The following is a 14,800-nucleotide window of genomic DNA, read 5'->3' on the forward strand; positions in this document are numbered from 1 at the left end:
TGTTGGGAGGAGAGAATGAACAGACGTGAATTGATGGCTTCTGCCGGGGCTATCGGCTTGTGGGCGGCCGCGCCCGGTGTTGCCTTCTCGCAGGCTATGGACCAGCTTGAGATCTTCGTGCCGGCTGCGCCGGGTGGCGGATGGGATCAGACGGCGCGCGTAATGGCCGAAGTGCTGAGCAAGACCGGCATGATCGGTGGGAGCCGCATCTCCAATGTCGGCGGCGCGGGCGGCACGATCGGGCTGCCCCAATTCGTCAACCAGCACCGGGGTAATGGCAATGCTCTCATGACTGGAGGCATGGTAATGGTCGGCGCGATCATCACCAACAAGTCGCCGGTAGATCTGAGCGCGGTCACCCCAATTGCACGGCTGACCGGCGAGTATCTTGCGATCGTCGTCCCTGCCGATTCGCCTATGCAGACTATGGCTGATCTCGTTGATGCGCTTAAGGAGGATGTCGGCGCGGTGTCTTGGGCGGGCGGATCCGCCGGCGGGAGCGATCACATCCTTGCGGGTTTGGTGGCGAAGGCGGTCGGTGTCGAACCGGTGGCGGTCTCCTATGTCGCATTCGCCGGGGGAGGCGAGGCGCTGGCGGCAATCTTGGGAGGCCAGGTCACCTGCGGCGTTTCCGGATGGGGCGAGTTCTCCGAGCAGGTGGCGGCAGGCAATCTGCGCGTCCTCGGAATTTCTGCTCCCGAACGCGTGGAGGGAATCGATGCGCCGACCATCAAGGAACAGGGAGTGGACGTCGAGCTCCTGAACTGGCGCGCGGTCTTCGGGCCGCCCGACCTCGACGAGGAGGAGCGCACGGGCCTCATCACCCTCATGACAGAGATGGACGCAACGGCCGAGTGGCAGGAGGAACTTGAAAGACGGTCGTGGTCCCGGCTTTTCCTGGCAGGGGATGAGTTCGCTGCCTATCTTGAGGAAGACACGCAACGCATCCGCGGCATTCTCGAAGATCTCGGGCTGGCGTAAGGGGCGCAAAATGGCGGGCTCCAGCACTGCAAGGCTCAGCACCGTCGCGCTGGTGGTTGCTGCGGTCGGCATCTGCGTGGTCTATCTAACCACGCAGATATCTGTTCCACCTGCCTACGCAAAGGTTGGCCCCACGGTCTTTCCCTACGCCGTGGGGGCAGTCCTGATCATTCTTGGCCTTTTCCTGTTGCGAGACGCCGTCCAGCAGCGATGGATATGCGAAGCCACCGATCCCGATGTGCCACGGCCTGACTTCGTTCCGATCGCCTGGGTGGTGGGAGCCTTGCTCGCCAACCTCGTGCTCATCGAGCGAATTGGCTTCATCCTGTCTTCGACGCTGATGTACGCGCTTGTGGCGAAGGGATTTGGGGCCAGACGAATATGGCTGGCAGCCCTTGTCGGTTTCCTACTTGCACTGGTCGCCTATTACGGCTTTGCCCGCGTCCTCAACCTGCGGATGGGCAGCGGCTTCATTGAGGATCTTCTTTGATGGATGCCTTTGTTTCGCTTGCGCATGGCTTTACGGTCGCGCTGACGCCAATCAACCTGATGTGGGGTCTGATCGGCGTCACGCTCGGCACTGCCGTCGGGGTCCTTCCCGGCCTTGGTCCAGCTCTCACCATTGCACTTCTTCTTCCGATAACGTTCCAGGTCGAGGCGACGGCCGCGTTCATCCTGTTTGCCGGGATCTATTTTGGCGCCATGTTCGGTGGCTCGACGACGTCGATCCTCATCAACACACCGGGGGAAAGCGCTACCATCGTGACGGCCATCGAAGGCCACCAGATGGCGAAGAACGGGCGCGGCGGGCCTGCTCTGGCAACCGCGGCGATCGGTTCTTTCGTCGCCGGCACATTAGGGGTGATCGGCATTACCGTTCTGGCACCCTTTGTCGTGCGAATTGCGCTATCCTTCGGTCCAGCCGACTACTTTGCGCTCATGCTGCTTGCCTTCGTCACGGTGTCGTCGGTCCTTGGATCGTCGATGGTGCGCGGTCTGACGGCGCTCGCACTCGGGCTTCTGATCGGCCTTGTCGGCGTTGACCTGCAGACTGGGCAAGCGCGGTTCGCCTTCGGCCAGTTGGAACTGCTCGACGGTATCGACGTCGTCATCGTTTGCGTGGGGCTTTTTGCCGTTGGGGAGACGCTGCATCTTGCCTCGCGCTACCGTAGCACCAGGGAAGAGATCATCCCGATCAAAGGTTCGCTGTGGATGAACGCGCAGGACTGGGCCCGCTCCTGGAAGGCATGGATGCGCGGAGCGCTTATCGGCTTTCCCATCGGGTCCATGCCAGCCGGCGGCGCGGAAATTCCGACCTTCCTCTCCTACTTTCTGGAAAAGAAACTCACCAAGAATCCCGAGGAGTTCGGGAAGGGTGCGATCGAAGGCGTGGCAGGCCCCGAGGCCGCCAACAACGCTTCTGCGGCAGGAGTGTTCGTGCCGCTCCTCACCCTTGGACTACCCACGTCGGCGACGGCCGCTATCATGCTCGCAGCGTTCCAGAGCTATGGCATCAATCCCGGCCCCCAGCTCCTGACTACCCAACCCGATCTCGTTTGGGGCCTCATCGCCAGCCTCTATATCGGCAACGTTTTGCTTCTCGTGCTGAATCTTCCGCTTGTCGGTCTCTGGGTGCAAATTCTCAAGATTCCAACCTCCTATCTTTACGCGGGTATCCTAATCTTCGCGACAATCGGAACCTATGGGATAAGCCAGTCCGTTTTCGACCTGGCACTTCTTTACGGCATTGGCCTTATCGGCTTCTTCATGCGGCGTTACGATTTTCCGACCAGCCCCGTCATCATCGGCATGATTCTGGGGCCTTTTGCCGAGCAGCAGTTCCGGCGGGCGTTGACCATCAGCCAGGGCGACGTGTCGGTGTTCTTCACGCGTCCGATCTCCCTGACGCTCATCATCATTGCCGTGCTCTCATTGCTGACGCCGTACTTCATCTCTGTCGCAAGAAACGCCCGCAGAAGGGCAAGGCAACACATCTGATGGAGCACTGCGCCGGTTTGTCCACCCGCGCGGCTCCATGACCTGAGGCAAGGTAACTGGGCCTTATGCTCGTCTCCGTCGGCATAGGCGTCTTATTGTCAACACGCTGGCGCAGGCGTACCATAGTAGTCGGCGGTGGGTGACCCAAACACCGGGAGGAACGGGTCATGCTTGACACCAACATCATCAACTTCGACACCGGAACAACGACCGTGAACGCCTCGGAAATCGAGGCGCTTGCGGCACGGTTGCGCGGCAGCGTTCTTGAAGCGGACGACGTCTCCTATGACGAGGCGCGGTCTGTATGGAACGCCATGATCGACCGCCGACCGGGACTTATCATCCGCTGCGCAGGCGCTTCAGACGTGGTGCATGCCGTTCGCTTCGCACGCGAGCATAAGCTGCTCGTGTCGGTGCGCGGCGGAGGACACAACATCGCCGGCAACGCCGTTTGCGACGGTGGCGTGCTCATAGATCTTTCCCAAATGAGATCGGTGCGGGTCGATCCATTCGTCCAGCGCGCATGGGTCGAGCCGGGAGCGCTGCTTGCTGACGTGGACAAGGAAACCCAGTCATTCGCACTGGCGCTTCCGACCGGAATCAATTCGACCACGGGAATTGCCGGCCTGACTCTTGGCGGGGGCTTTGGATGGCTTACGCGCAAATATGGCCTGACGCTCGACAGCCTGATGACCGCCGACGTGGTGACGGCAGACGGCGAACTGCTGCGCGCCAGCCTGACGGAAAACTCGGATCTGTTTTGGGCAATTCGTGGCGGCGGCGGGAATTTCGGCGTGGTGACAGCATTCGAGTTCCAGCTTCATCAGGTCGGTCCACAGGTATTTGCCGGCCTTGTCGTCCATCCTTTCACCGATGCCGCAGCCATTCTCAAGGAGTATCGCAGGGCGCTGGAAAACGCACCTGACGAGCTCACCTGCTGGGTCGTCATGAGACAGGCGCCGCCGCTGCCATTCCTTTCGCAGGAATGGCACGGGAAAGAGGTCCTTGTCCTGGCAATGTGCTATTGCGGCGACGCCGAAGAGGGAGAGAAGGCGACGGCGGAACTGCGCTCGATCGGAGCCCCGATCGCCGACGTGGTCGGGCCAAACCCGTTCGCTGGCTGGCAGCAGGCCTTTGATCCTCTGCTTGCTCCGGGCGCGCGCAACTATTGGAAGAGCCATGACTTCACGGAACTGGCGGATGGGGCCATAGACGTGCTGCTGGAGGCAATCCGCCGCTTGCCGGGGCCGGAATGCGAAGTGTTCATCGGCCATGTCGGAGGCGCTGCTGGCCGCATAGCAACGGATGCGACGGCCTTCCCGCAGCGCAGCTCGCACTATGTCATGAACGTCCACGCCCGCTGGCGCGAGATCCGCATGGACCGCCCCTGTATCGACTGGGCACGCGGATTGTTCGAAGAGACCAGGCCCTATGCCGCTGGAACAGCCTACATCAACTTCATGCCGGAAGACGAGGTGGATCGGGTAGAGGCCGCTTATGGCCCGAATTTCCAGCGCCTGGTCGAGGTAAAGCGGAAGTACGATCCGCTGAACTTCTTCAGGATGAACCAGAACATAAGGCCGACAACCGAGGTCAGGGCTGCCTGAGCCTATTTTGCAGCAAGAAGCCACCCGCCGCTTCTTCGAGCGCGCCGGTGTTGCGAGATTGCCTTTGTGGAGTGGCGCAAGTGAGGCGGTTCCAGATGAACGCTGGAACGCTAATCTTCGGGCGCGTCACCTACGAGGTGTTGGCCAATTATTGGCCCGCACGAGCAAGAGCGGATCGCGGATTTCATGGATAGGTTCGTCTTCTCGTGCACCCTGAAAAGTGCCGGCTGGAACATACCAAGCTTCTTGGAGGCAACTTGGCAGAAGAAGTATGCTGGCTGAAGGCCATGGATGGCGGAGACATCTTCGTCTTCGGCAGCGCTGATCTCACGGCGACCCTCATCGAGAACGATCTTGTCGACGAGTACCGCATCGGCATCAATCCTATCATTCTGGGGGGCGGGATGCCGCTCTTCAGGGGCAGCGATAAGAGGCGCAAGCTGAGGCTCCTTAAGGCGCGGACGCTCAAAACAGGAGTCGTCATTCTCCACTATGCGCCGGAGGGCAGCCAATAGTGGCCTAGGCAAAGGCGGTATTGAGCGCCGCCCGCCCGTGGCGCTGCGGGCTATTCCTCTTCAGCAGATGGTGGTTCGTGGCATCTCCTTTTCCGATTCTCTCATTTCGGACGAATGCCGTAGCTTTTGCTACAGCGGCCGCTACCGCGGCCCTCCTGATGAGTTGAATCGAAAAACATAGGAAGATAAATGCCCCAACCGGTTTCATTAAAAGCTACTCGCTACCGGACGAATGTCGATCAAGGTGTGGTGGATAAGAACAATAAGCACTATTTCGGCCCTACAGGAAAGGGCGCCTATAATCTGGACACGGCGTACGGATTGAAATCACGGCCGAACGAGGCGGAACGGCTTGCCGCAGAAAACATGAAGGAGTTCTATCGCAACCTTGACGCTGCCCACGCGAGCGACGCCAAGTCCAGGAAAACGTCCTGATGCTGGTTAAATTCATGATCTTCACGCAGCAGGCTGCGGGTTGATGAGGAGGCAGCCGAAGGCCAAATAGGCAAAGACGAGCCTGAAGCCGAATAGGAGAGCTCATGTTGCACCATCCAGCTTCCCCGGGTGCCGCACGACGGCTGAAGACCGGCCTCAACGTGCTTGACCACGAACTGGCGCAGGAGATTGCCACATCTCTGGGCGAGGCTGGCAGGCGTGCACAGGAAAGCCTCAGACGGCTTGCCACTGTCGCAGAGCCCGATAGCCAAGGTACCGAAGGCGAGCGCGCACGTCTCCTGCACGAGGCGGCGGACGCCGTTTATGCCTACTTCATCCAGCGCGAACTTTGCGGGTTGAGACGCCATGACGAGGTCATCAAGCAACTCGCCATTCCACGGTCGGTTCTCGTGCGATTGGGGGCCCGATAGGGTCGCTAAGCATAAACTTACCCCGCGACAATCTGCCCTTACGTGCACGTGTGTCTGGACAAGTGTTGCTGTCGCGCATAGAAACCTTCGCCAATTGCCGGGGGAAAGGGGCCGGTCCGTCGCGTGGAAGCTCGACGGGCGGGCGGTTTTCGCACGGTTTGTCCGGCAGGATGCAGGTGAAAGGAAGGCAGCCCCGTGAGCGCTACCGATTCGACCGAACACACACGTCGCGATTTTCTCTATGTGGCCACCGGTGTGGCCGGCGTTGTAGGGGGCGCCGCCGCGCTCTGGCCGTTCATCGACCAGATGCGCCCCGACGCGTCCACTCTCGCACTTGCGTCCATCCAGGTGGACGTTTCCGGAGTGGAGCCGGGCATGTCACTGACGGTGAAGTGGCGCGGACAGCCCGTCTTCATCCGTAACAGGACCGAGGCGGAGATGGAGGCCGCACGTCAGGTGCCGCTTTCCGAACTCAAGGATCCCCTCGCACGCAACGAGAACCTGAACGCTGATGCTCCGGCCACGGACATCGAGCGCTCTGCCGGCGAGGGTAGGGAAAACTGGCTGGTTATGATCGGGGTCTGCACGCACCTCGGCTGCGTTCCTCTCGGACAGGCAGGCGATTTCGGAGGCTGGTTCTGCCCCTGCCATGGCTCGCACTACGATACGGCGGGGCGTATCCGGACCGGCCCTGCTCCGGAAAATCTTCCCGTGCCGGTATTTGAATTCGTTTCCGACACCGTCATCCAGATCGGCTAGGGGGTTACTTCGATGAGCCACGGACATTCCACCTATACGCCCAAAACCGGCCTTGGCCGCTGGATGGACGCCCGCCTGCCGCTGCCGCGGCTGATTTATGATTCGTTTGTCGCCTATCCGGTGCCGCGCAACCTGAACTACGCCTATACGTTCGGGGGCATTCTCAGTCTGATGCTGGGAGTCCAGCTCCTGACCGGCATCGTGCTTGCCATGCACTATGCGGCCAATACGGAGATTGCTTTCGCCTCGATCGAGCGGATCATGCGCGACGTCAACTCCGGCTGGCTCTTGCGCTATCTCCATTCCAACGGCGCCTCCTTCTTCTTCGTCGCCGTCTATGTGCACATCTTCCGCGGCCTTTATTATGGCTCCTACAAGGCTCCGCGTGAGCTGCTCTGGATCCTCGGCTGCATCATCTATCTTCTCATGATGGCGACGGCCTTCATGGGCTATGTGCTTCCGTGGGGGCAGATGAGCTTCTGGGGCGCTACGGTGATCACCGGCTTCTTCACGGCGATCCCACTCGTTGGTGACTGGATCCAGCAGCTTCTGCTGGGCGGATTTGCCGTCGAAAACCCGACGCTCAACCGCTTCTTCTCCCTTCACTACCTGCTTCCCTTCATGATTGCGGGCGTGGTCGTGCTGCACATCTGGGCGCTGCACGTCACGGGGCAGACGAATCCGACCGGAATCGAGGTGAAGCAGAAGACCGACACGGTGGCCTTCACGCCCTATGCAACCATCAAGGATGGATTTGCGATGGTCGTGTTCCTGTTCGTCTTCGCCTATTTCGTCTTCTACATCCCGAACTATCTGGGCCACGCCGACAACTATATCGAGGCGAACCCGTTGCAGACGCCCGCGCATATTGTGCCGGAATGGTACTTCCTGCCCTTCTACGCCATCTTGCGCGCGATTACCTTCAATATAGGGCCGATCGATTCGAAGCTGGGCGGCGTGCTGGCGATGTTCGGCTCCATTGCAGTGCTGTTCGTGGTGCCCTGGCTCGATACGTCGAAGGTGCGTTCGGCCGTCTACCGGCCCTGGTACCGGCTTTTCTTCTGGCTTTTCGTTGCAGATGCCATCTTTCTTGGCTGGCTCGGTTCGCGGCCTGCAGAAGGCATCTATGTAGCGCTGGCACAGGTGGCGACCTTCTACTACTTCGCCTTCTTCCTGATCGTGATGCCGGTTCTCGGTCTCATCGAGACACCGCGGCGGTTGCCGAACTCGATCACCGAGGCGGTGCTGGAGAAGAACAAGCGGGGCATGCGCGCCACCGCCCAGACGGCCGGCGAAGGCTGAGCGATGCGCAAGGGTATAATGGCTATGAAGAGTTTTCTGCATGTACTGGCCGCGCTCGGCCTTGGCGTCGCCTTTGCGGGTTCTGCCGCGGCACAGGGCGAAGACGAAGGCGGCACACCGCACTATCCGCTGAAGAAACCGGTAGAGCAGAGCTGGTCGTTTTCGGGGCCATTCGGCACCTACGACAAGGGTCAGCTACAGCGTGGCTTCAAGGTCTATCGCGAGGTATGCGCATCCTGCCATTCCCTCGATCTCGTAGCGTTCCGCACGCTTGAGGACCTTGGCTATACCGACGAGCAGGTAAGGGCGATCGCCGCCGAGTACGAGGTCGAGGACGGTCCGGACGACGCCGGTGAAATGTTCATGCGCCCGGCCGTCCCATCGGACTACTTCCCTTCGGCTTTCGCCAATCCGGAGCAGGCAGCAGCCTCCAACAATGGTGCCGTGCCGCCTGACTTTTCGCTGATGGCCAAGGCGCGGGCAGCCGAGCGAGGCTTTCCGACTTTCATCTTTGACGTGTTCACCCAATATGCCGAAGGCGGCGTCGACTATAGCTATTCGCTTCTTACGGGATACGAGGAGCCTCCGCAGGGGCTGGAAATTCCGGAAGGCACCTACTACAATCCCTATTTCCTAAGCGGCCCGTCGCTGGCCATGGCACCGCCGCTCGCCGACGGTCTGGTCAGCTATGATGACGGAAGCCCGGAAACGGTTGATCAGTATTCTCGCGATGTCTCCGCCTTCCTGATGTGGGCTGCTGAGCCTCATCTTGAATCGCGAAAGCAAATGGGCTTCACGGTGATGATCTTTCTCATCGTTTTTGGCGGGCTGGTTTATCTCACCAAGCGGAAGATCTGGTCGGAAGTGCACTAGCCGTACCAAAGAGAAGCCGTCGCGGAGCGCATCGCTTGTTCGAAGGCTTGGCACTCCCCCTATGACGCGGAATGCAAGGCATTGCTGAAAGCGGCTCTATAAAAAACAAGCGGGCGCCTCAAGGCGCCCCTTTCCATTGCCGCCTGTAGAAGGCACAAAGAGGCAAACGGGGAAACCAGCCGATGAGACAGCCGCTTGAAGAGACGCTTCTTGCTGCGATCCGCACCATTCCCGATTATCCGAAGCCAGGCGTCCAGTTCCGGGACATCACCACCTTACTTGGCAATGCCGGAGCCTTCCGGCGAACTGTGGATGAGCTTGTGCACCCATATGCCGGCTCAAAGATCGACAAGATTGCTGGAATTGAGGCACGTGGCTTTATCCTTGGCGGCGCTATTGCACACCAGCTTTCCTCGGGCTTTATTCCTATCCGCAAGAAGGGGAAGCTTCCGCATGAAACGGTGCGGGTAGCCTATAGTCTGGAATACGGACTTGACGAGATGGAGATGCACCGGGACGCCGTTTCCGCCGGGGAGAAGGTGATCATCGTGGACGATCTGATCGCTACAGGGGGGACAGCGGAGGCGGCCGTGAGGCTTCTGAAGCAGATGGGGGCCGATATTGTAGCCGCCTGTTTTGTCATCGACCTGCCGGATCTCGGTGGCCGGGCGCGTCTGGAGGCGCTTGGCGTCAACGTACGCACACTGATTGCATTCCAAGAACAATAGGCAAATCCCGGGAAGAACGGGTTAGTGTCCCAAAGGATCTTGCAAGAATAAAAGTGCTGATCATTCCCCTAGTGGGAGAAACGGCCTTCCGCGGCCGAGTGCGGCGGTTTTAGCGGAGGCATGTCCGTCACGATGGAGTCGGTGATGCACTCGCCTTATTGGATGGCGGCGGGGAGAATCTGCATGTGCGGCAAGGTCTGCCCAAGGGGGCGCTCCTGAGCCAGGCGTGTTAATGCTTGATCCTGGCAAGGACCTGCTCACTGGTTCGAGGGCCGGCCAATAGGGCGGTGGATGCCACACACCGCCGGGGCGGATCGCGTGGTTGATGATGTCCAACTTATGCGAGCCGGGATTGTCCTTGATGACGATGTCGCCGGCTGAAGAACTGGCACGAGCTGCTCCTCCGGATAGGCGCGGAGCACCGACCGTTGCCCAGCCCTCGAAGACGTAAGGCGCCGTGAGCCGGTCGTGGGGCAAGGCGGCGCGAAAGGTCAGCGTGCGGCCAGTGGCCAAGCAGGGAAGAATTGCGCAGTTGCTTGCTTTCTTGGCCCCGCAGGAGCGCCATGTTGGTCTTGATCCAGGTGTCCTCGATGAACACCAGCGTCTGAGATCAAGACCGGGCTGAACGGCACGCCGGGCTTGCCCGGGCGATGTCGGTCGCCTGCTCAAGCGAACAGCGTTTTTCTTGAACGGCAGCCACTGTCGGCGCAGAAACCGCCACACAGTATGATGTGACACCTTCAAGCCGCCCATCGCCAACTTTTCCTTCAGCTTGTGCAGCGCCGGATGCGGCGTCTGGCTGATCTGCTCGGCGATGAAGGGACGTGCGGGCTCCAGACCCGCGCTTGCGTCGAACTGTCAGGCTTAGAAAGGAGTGCGGAATGGCTACACCGCCTTCATCAGTACCGCGTTATCAAACTCCATCACAGTCTGCCCATCCTGATTTATGGCAGTGCCTTTGAGCGTCAGAAGCCGCCATCCGGGACGGGAGGCCAGCCTGCGGTGTGACAGAGCGGTCCGGGTGAAGGTGATTGTGTCGCCCGCATAGACAGGCTTCAGCCATTTGAGGTTCTTGAAGCCTGGAGAGGGTCCAAATTCCGGACGCTCGCCGGGACCGGACCAAGGTGCATCCTCGCGCGCGTCGATATTGAGGACATTGTAGCGCATCCACATGGCACAGGTGTGCCAGCCGGAGGCGCATAGCCTGCCGAAGATACTATCCTTCGCCGCTTCCTCATCCAGATGAAAAGGCTGCGGATCATAGCGGGCAGCAAAGCGCTTGATTTCCTCGGCAGTAAAGGTGTGGCTGCCAAGGGACATCGTTTGCCCCAGCTTGAGAAACGCATCGAGGCTCATGCGCTATCTCCTGGGTTGCGAAGGCCGAACAGGACGGGGTTCTCGCCTTCCAGCACGGTTTCCCCCTGGCCGTTGACGACCTCATGACGGAATCTGGCGATGCCGATTCCGGGCCGCGATTTCAGGACCCGCTTTGAAATAACGGTGGAGGTGCCGGAAAGAATGTCGCCGGGGAAAACAGGCCGGCGCCAGTTCAGTTCGTCAATGCCGGGCGAACCCTGTGCGGTGGAGTCGGAGATAAAGGCTTCATACATCATGCGCATGAAGATCGCACAGGTATGCCAGCCGGAAGCCGATAGTCCACCAAGCAGGCTCGCCCGTCCTGCCTCTTCGTCCAGATGCATCGGCTGCGGATCGAACTGTTTGGCAAAGGCTATGATTTCGTCCGCGCTTACGTGGGCCGGACCCAGATTGAAAACGCGCCCCTCACTCAGATCCTCATAGGCCAATGTCATTGCTGCCGCCCGCCCGCGCTGTCACACATTGAACTTGAACAACATCACGTCGCCGTCATTGACGACGTAATCCTTGCCTTCGTCGCGCGCCTTGCCTGCCTCGCGAGCCGCTGTCTCGCCGCCGAGTGTGACGAAATCGTCGTAGGCGATCGTTTGGGCGCGGATGAAGCCACGCTCGAAATCGGTATGGATTACCCCGGCTGCCTGCGGTGCCTTGGCGCCCTTCTTCACCGTCCAGGCACGCGTCTCTTTCGGACCGGCCGTGAAGAAAGTGATCAGGTCAAGCAGCTTGTAGCCTTCATGGATCAGGCGGTTGAGCCCAGGTTCCTCAAGGCCCATGGCCTCCAGATATTCCTTCGCTTCCTCCTCGGGGAGCTGCGCCACTTCCGACTCGATCGCGGCCGAGATGATGACCACACCGGCACCCTGCGCTGCGGCCATCTCCTCGACGGCTCTTGTATGCTCGTTGCCCTCGGCCGCGTCGTCTTCGGCAACATTGCAGACATAGAGAACCGGCTTGGAGGTCAGAAGATTAAGCGAGCGCAGGATGCGCGCCTCGTCCGCGTCAAGTTCCCGGGAAAGCAGCCGCACCGGTTTGCCCTCCTGCAGCAGGGCAAGCGCCCGCTCCATTACGGGAAGGATGGCGATTGCCTCCTTGTCCTTGCCTGTCGCGCGCTTGCGTGTCTGCACTATGCGCCGCTCCAGGCTCTCCAGGTCCGCCAGCATCAACTCTGTCTCGACAGTCTCGGCGTCTGCTACCGGGTCAATACGGCCTTCGACATGGGTGACATCGCCGTCCTCGAAGCAGCGCAACACGTGGACGATCGCGTCAACTTCGCGGATGTTTGCAAGAAACTGGTTTCCCAGCCCTTCGCCCTTTGACGCGCCGCGCACGAGGCCTGCAATGTCTACGAAGGAGATGCGTGTTGGCAGGATCTCCTTCGATCCTGCCGAAGCCGCAATTTTCTCCAGCCGCGGATCGGGAACAGCAACCTCGCCGGTATTAGGCTCAATGGTGCAGAAGGGATAGTTCGCGGCCTGCGCGGCGGCCGTCTTCGTCAGGGCGTTGAAGAGCGTCGATTTGCCGACATTTGGCAGGCCAACGATGCCGCATTTGAAACCCATATTCCTGAATTTTCCTTGAGAAGATGCTGGATCGAGCAGAGGCTATGCGGAAGCAAAACGCTGCCGTCAAGTCCTGGTTAAGATGGGGTAGCCGGTTCCAGAGACAAGAAGGTCTTGGCGGTAATCAGAAGTACCTCAATGACATCGGCAACTGTCTTTATCACGAAGGCGAGAGCAGAACGGGCTAGCACATGCTCGGCCGGTTCAATGTAGGTATGCGAACGGCGCGGCCTCATCTGACCTATTGCTCGCGGCCGAGCAGTTTCTTCAGAATCGCGGCCATCGGTCCAGTTTGAGGAACGGGCATCGAAGGCGTTTTCGGGCGCGCCTGTCGGATGTGGCTTTGGCCCTTGGCCGCTGCGGTTTCGCCTTTCCTGCCATCGGTCTGGCCACGAAGGGCAAGATTTACCTTGTTCATGAAGCCTGAATCGTCGCTTCTTACAAGAAGCTCGGCATTATCCGCGATGGCCGCAAGCAAAGGTTCGAGCCACTCATGGTCGCTCTTGGAAAAATCGGAGAGCACATAGCCGGTAACGCGGTCCTTGTCACCCGGGTGCCCGATGCCGATACGCACACGGCGGTAATCCTTGCCGCAATGAGCGTCGATGGATCTGATGCCATTATGACCGCCGGCGCCGCCGCCGCGCTTCACACGCAGCTTGCCGGGGGCAAGGTCCAGCTCGTCATAGGTCACGATGAGATCATCAGGCGTGAGCTTGTAAAAGCGCATCGCCTCGCCCACGGCCTGGCCCGACAGGTTCATGAAGGTCTGCGGTTTCATGAGAAGCACCTTCTTGCCGCCAAGCCGGCCTTCGGAAACCAGTGCGTTGAACTTCTTCGACCATGGCGAGAAGGAATGGCGGCGGTTAATGGCATCCGCCGCCATGAATCCGACATTGTGCCGGTTGCCTGCATATTGCCGGCCCGGATTGCCGAGCCCGGCGATAAGCAACATGGCTTCCACTCCCTTTGAGGAGGGGGAGGCTTACTCTGCCTCGCCGCTTTCACCTTCTGCCTGCGCTTCGGCGGCTTCTTCGCTTTCCTCGGACTTCATTCCGGCCGGAGCGGCGATCGACGCGATGGTAAAGTCGCGATCGGTGATCGTAGGTGTTACGCCTTCTGGCAGCTTGACAGCGGAAATGTGCACCGTATCACCGATATCAAGGCCGGTCAGGTCAACCTCGATGAAATCGGGGATGGCGTTCGCCGGGCAGGTGAATTCGACCTCGTGACGCGCCACGTTGAGAACGCCGCCCCGCTTGATACCCGGAGCCTGCTCCTCGTTAAGAAAGCGAACGGGCACGTTGACGGTCACCACCGTGTGCCTGCCGACACGCAGGAAATCCACATGCATCGGGAAGCCCCGCACCGGGTCGAGCTGGTAATCCTTCGGCAGCGCCTGGATGCTCTGCCCATTCACCTTGACGGTAAAGATGGTCGTCTTGAATCCGCCGGCGTGAATACGATGGAACACTTCCTTGTAGGGAAGCGTAATGGCAATGGGGGGCTGCTTCTCACCGTAAATGACAGCAGGGATATTGCCGCTGCGCCGAATTGCCCGGGCGGACCCCTTACCGACCCGTTCGCGCGCCTCGGCCGTCAGTACGTTGGACTGGCTCATGGCTTTTCCTTTCAGTTTCGGAGTGTTTCCGCAGGCTCGATGGCGGAAACGGAAGACTTTCCACGAAGTGACAAGCCTCCATCCGCGTTGCCTCCAAGGGTGTCCACGCGGACCGCGGGTCTATAGCCCATGCCCATACAAGGTGCAAGACAGGCGGGACCCGGTTCCGCTTTCCGGCGCGATCCGCTAAGCTGAAGCACGCCAGTTGCAAGGAGCGCACCATGACCTTGCGCGTTGTCCGTCTCGGAACGCGGCGCCTTCCCGATGAAGGAACGCGTATCGGTACCGTGCGGCGCCCGCCTCGCGGCGTCCGCAAGGAGCGCTATGCGGCCGATGATTGGTACGATGTCTGGTATCCGGAACTTGCTCCGAGCCGTGAACTCGTTGCCCAGGCCCAAGCAGCAAGAACGGATGCGGAATGGCGTTCGTTCGTCCGCGCCTTCCGGGCAGAGATGAACCAGACGGCTGCACGGCACACGCTCGATCTTCTGGCCGCCCTCTCGCATAGCGCCAACTTCTCGATCGGCTGCTATTGCGAGGACGAGGCCCGCTGTCACCGTTACGTCCTGCGGACAATGCTTCAGGAACGGGGAGCCGCTATCCAATAGCGGCCT

At 60.1% G+C, this 14,800-nt stretch carries 17 protein-coding genes and 1 pseudogene; 12 read left to right on the plus strand and 6 right to left on the minus strand.

The features are described from left to right. Positions 1 to 15: 15 nt before the first annotated feature. The 11 genes from HUS57_RS15040 (at position 16) to HUS57_RS15090 (ending at position 9,629) form a co-directional block, all read left to right on the plus strand. The gene (locus tag HUS57_RS15040; RefSeq protein ID WP_173934704.1) at positions 16 to 981 is read left to right on the plus strand and encodes a tripartite tricarboxylate transporter substrate-binding protein; all 966 of its coding nucleotides are present in this window, start codon (positions 16 to 18) and stop codon (positions 979 to 981) included. 10 nt (positions 982 to 991) lie between these two features. Continuing rightward, positions 992 to 1,471, plus strand: coding sequence for a tripartite tricarboxylate transporter TctB family protein (locus HUS57_RS15045; protein ID WP_173934705.1), 480 nt, complete (start codon positions 992 to 994; stop codon positions 1,469 to 1,471). Continuing rightward, positions 1,471 to 2,979: a tripartite tricarboxylate transporter permease gene (locus HUS57_RS15050; protein WP_173934706.1), complete on the plus strand. Its 1,509-nt coding sequence runs from the start codon at positions 1,471 to 1,473 to the stop codon at positions 2,977 to 2,979. The genes HUS57_RS15045 and HUS57_RS15050 overlap by 1 nt, the downstream gene beginning before the upstream one ends. Before the next feature lie 167 nt (positions 2,980 to 3,146). Then, the gene (locus HUS57_RS15055; RefSeq protein ID WP_173934707.1) at positions 3,147 to 4,586 is read left to right on the plus strand and encodes an FAD-binding oxidoreductase; all 1,440 of its coding nucleotides are present in this window, start codon (positions 3,147 to 3,149) and stop codon (positions 4,584 to 4,586) included. A gap of 257 nt (positions 4,587 to 4,843) precedes the next feature. Next, positions 4,844 to 5,101, plus strand: coding sequence for a dihydrofolate reductase family protein (locus tag HUS57_RS15060; protein ID WP_173934708.1), 258 nt, complete (start codon positions 4,844 to 4,846; stop codon positions 5,099 to 5,101). A gap of 189 nt (positions 5,102 to 5,290) precedes the next feature. Next, positions 5,291 to 5,536 (plus strand): hypothetical protein, encoded by a 246-nt coding sequence (locus HUS57_RS15065; protein WP_173934709.1) that lies wholly within the window; start codon positions 5,291 to 5,293, stop codon positions 5,534 to 5,536. Positions 5,537 to 5,640: 104 nt separating this feature from the next. After that, positions 5,641 to 5,967, plus strand: coding sequence for a DUF6665 family protein (locus tag HUS57_RS15070; RefSeq protein WP_173934710.1), 327 nt, complete (start codon positions 5,641 to 5,643; stop codon positions 5,965 to 5,967). A 195-nt stretch (positions 5,968 to 6,162) separates the two neighbouring features. Next, positions 6,163 to 6,726, plus strand: coding sequence for a ubiquinol-cytochrome c reductase iron-sulfur subunit (gene petA / locus HUS57_RS15075; RefSeq protein WP_173934711.1), 564 nt, complete (start codon positions 6,163 to 6,165; stop codon positions 6,724 to 6,726). Between the two features lie 12 nt (positions 6,727 to 6,738). Continuing rightward, the gene (locus HUS57_RS15080) at positions 6,739 to 8,028 is read left to right on the plus strand and encodes a cytochrome b N-terminal domain-containing protein (protein ID WP_173934712.1); all 1,290 of its coding nucleotides are present in this window, start codon (positions 6,739 to 6,741) and stop codon (positions 8,026 to 8,028) included. A 24-nt stretch (positions 8,029 to 8,052) separates the two neighbouring features. Then, positions 8,053 to 8,901: a cytochrome c1 gene (locus tag HUS57_RS15085; RefSeq protein ID WP_173934713.1), complete on the plus strand. Its 849-nt coding sequence runs from the start codon at positions 8,053 to 8,055 to the stop codon at positions 8,899 to 8,901. A gap of 182 nt (positions 8,902 to 9,083) precedes the next feature. Then, entirely contained in the window at positions 9,084 to 9,629 is a 546-nt protein-coding gene (locus HUS57_RS15090; RefSeq protein ID WP_173934714.1) for an adenine phosphoribosyltransferase, read from the plus strand. 232 nt (positions 9,630 to 9,861) lie between these two features. On the opposite strand, the pseudogene HUS57_RS18025 reads toward HUS57_RS15090, so the two are convergent. The 6 genes and pseudogenes from HUS57_RS18025 to HUS57_RS15115 all read right to left on the minus strand — a co-directional run. After that, positions 9,862 to 10,466, minus strand: a pseudogene (locus tag HUS57_RS18025) (IS630 family transposase); the annotation flags it as partial. A 48-nt stretch (positions 10,467 to 10,514) separates the two neighbouring features. Continuing rightward, the gene (locus HUS57_RS15095; protein WP_173934715.1) at positions 10,515 to 10,985 is read right to left on the minus strand and encodes a MaoC family dehydratase; all 471 of its coding nucleotides are present in this window, start codon (positions 10,983 to 10,985) and stop codon (positions 10,515 to 10,517) included. Continuing rightward, positions 10,982 to 11,440, minus strand: a complete 459-nt coding sequence (locus HUS57_RS15100; RefSeq protein WP_173934716.1) for a MaoC family dehydratase — start codon at positions 11,438 to 11,440, stop codon at positions 10,982 to 10,984. Before HUS57_RS15100 ends, HUS57_RS15095 begins: the two co-directional genes overlap by 4 nt. Before the next feature lie 21 nt (positions 11,441 to 11,461). Beyond that, positions 11,462 to 12,565, minus strand: coding sequence for a redox-regulated ATPase YchF (ychF, locus tag HUS57_RS15105; protein WP_173934717.1), 1,104 nt, complete (start codon positions 12,563 to 12,565; stop codon positions 11,462 to 11,464). 241 nt (positions 12,566 to 12,806) lie between these two features. Beyond that, a complete protein-coding gene (pth, locus tag HUS57_RS15110) occupies positions 12,807 to 13,520 on the minus strand; it encodes an aminoacyl-tRNA hydrolase (RefSeq protein ID WP_173934718.1) in 714 nt (237 codons plus the stop codon). Between the two features lie 30 nt (positions 13,521 to 13,550). Further along, positions 13,551 to 14,186, minus strand: coding sequence for a 50S ribosomal protein L25/general stress protein Ctc (locus HUS57_RS15115; RefSeq protein ID WP_173934719.1), 636 nt, complete (start codon positions 14,184 to 14,186; stop codon positions 13,551 to 13,553). A 221-nt stretch (positions 14,187 to 14,407) separates the two neighbouring features. On the opposite strand from HUS57_RS15115, the gene HUS57_RS15120 reads away from it, so the two are divergent. Then, on the plus strand, positions 14,408 to 14,794 hold the full coding sequence (locus tag HUS57_RS15120; RefSeq protein ID WP_173934720.1) for a DUF488 family protein: 387 nt from the start codon (positions 14,408 to 14,410) through the stop codon (positions 14,792 to 14,794). The last annotated feature ends 6 nt before the right edge of the window (positions 14,795 to 14,800 follow it).

Source organism: Chelativorans sp. Marseille-P2723, from assembly GCF_902809845.1.
Classification (GTDB): Bacteria; Pseudomonadota; Alphaproteobacteria; order Rhizobiales; family Rhizobiaceae; genus Chelativorans.

What these genes read in the sequence shown, in the direction of transcription:
- HUS57_RS15090 (WP_173934714.1), top strand. Translation starts at nt 9,084, where the DNA reads ATGAGACAGCCGCTTGAAGAGACGCTTCTTGCTGCGATCCGCACCATT.
- HUS57_RS15095 (WP_173934715.1), bottom strand. Translation starts at nt 10,985, where the DNA reads ATGAGCCTCGATGCGTTTCTCAAGCTGGGGCAAACGATGTCCCTTGGC.
- HUS57_RS15055 (WP_173934707.1), top strand. Translation starts at nt 3,147, where the DNA reads ATGCTTGACACCAACATCATCAACTTCGACACCGGAACAACGACCGTG.
- HUS57_RS15120 (WP_173934720.1), top strand. Translation starts at nt 14,408, where the DNA reads ATGACCTTGCGCGTTGTCCGTCTCGGAACGCGGCGCCTTCCCGATGAA.
- HUS57_RS15100 (WP_173934716.1), bottom strand. Translation starts at nt 11,440, where the DNA reads ATGACATTGGCCTATGAGGATCTGAGTGAGGGGCGCGTTTTCAATCTG.
- ychF (WP_173934717.1), bottom strand. Translation starts at nt 12,565, where the DNA reads ATGGGTTTCAAATGCGGCATCGTTGGCCTGCCAAATGTCGGCAAATCG.
- HUS57_RS15050 (WP_173934706.1), top strand. Translation starts at nt 1,471, where the DNA reads ATGGATGCCTTTGTTTCGCTTGCGCATGGCTTTACGGTCGCGCTGACG.
- HUS57_RS15045 (WP_173934705.1), top strand. Translation starts at nt 992, where the DNA reads ATGGCGGGCTCCAGCACTGCAAGGCTCAGCACCGTCGCGCTGGTGGTT.
- pth (WP_173934718.1), bottom strand. Translation starts at nt 13,520, where the DNA reads ATGTTGCTTATCGCCGGGCTCGGCAATCCGGGCCGGCAATATGCAGGC.
- HUS57_RS15085 (WP_173934713.1), top strand. Translation starts at nt 8,053, where the DNA reads ATGAAGAGTTTTCTGCATGTACTGGCCGCGCTCGGCCTTGGCGTCGCC.
- HUS57_RS15070 (WP_173934710.1), top strand. Translation starts at nt 5,641, where the DNA reads ATGTTGCACCATCCAGCTTCCCCGGGTGCCGCACGACGGCTGAAGACC.
- HUS57_RS15115 (WP_173934719.1), bottom strand. Translation starts at nt 14,186, where the DNA reads ATGAGCCAGTCCAACGTACTGACGGCCGAGGCGCGCGAACGGGTCGGT.
- HUS57_RS15065 (WP_173934709.1), top strand. Translation starts at nt 5,291, where the DNA reads ATGCCCCAACCGGTTTCATTAAAAGCTACTCGCTACCGGACGAATGTC.
- HUS57_RS15040 (WP_173934704.1), top strand. Translation starts at nt 16, where the DNA reads ATGAACAGACGTGAATTGATGGCTTCTGCCGGGGCTATCGGCTTGTGG.
- HUS57_RS15080 (WP_173934712.1), top strand. Translation starts at nt 6,739, where the DNA reads ATGAGCCACGGACATTCCACCTATACGCCCAAAACCGGCCTTGGCCGC.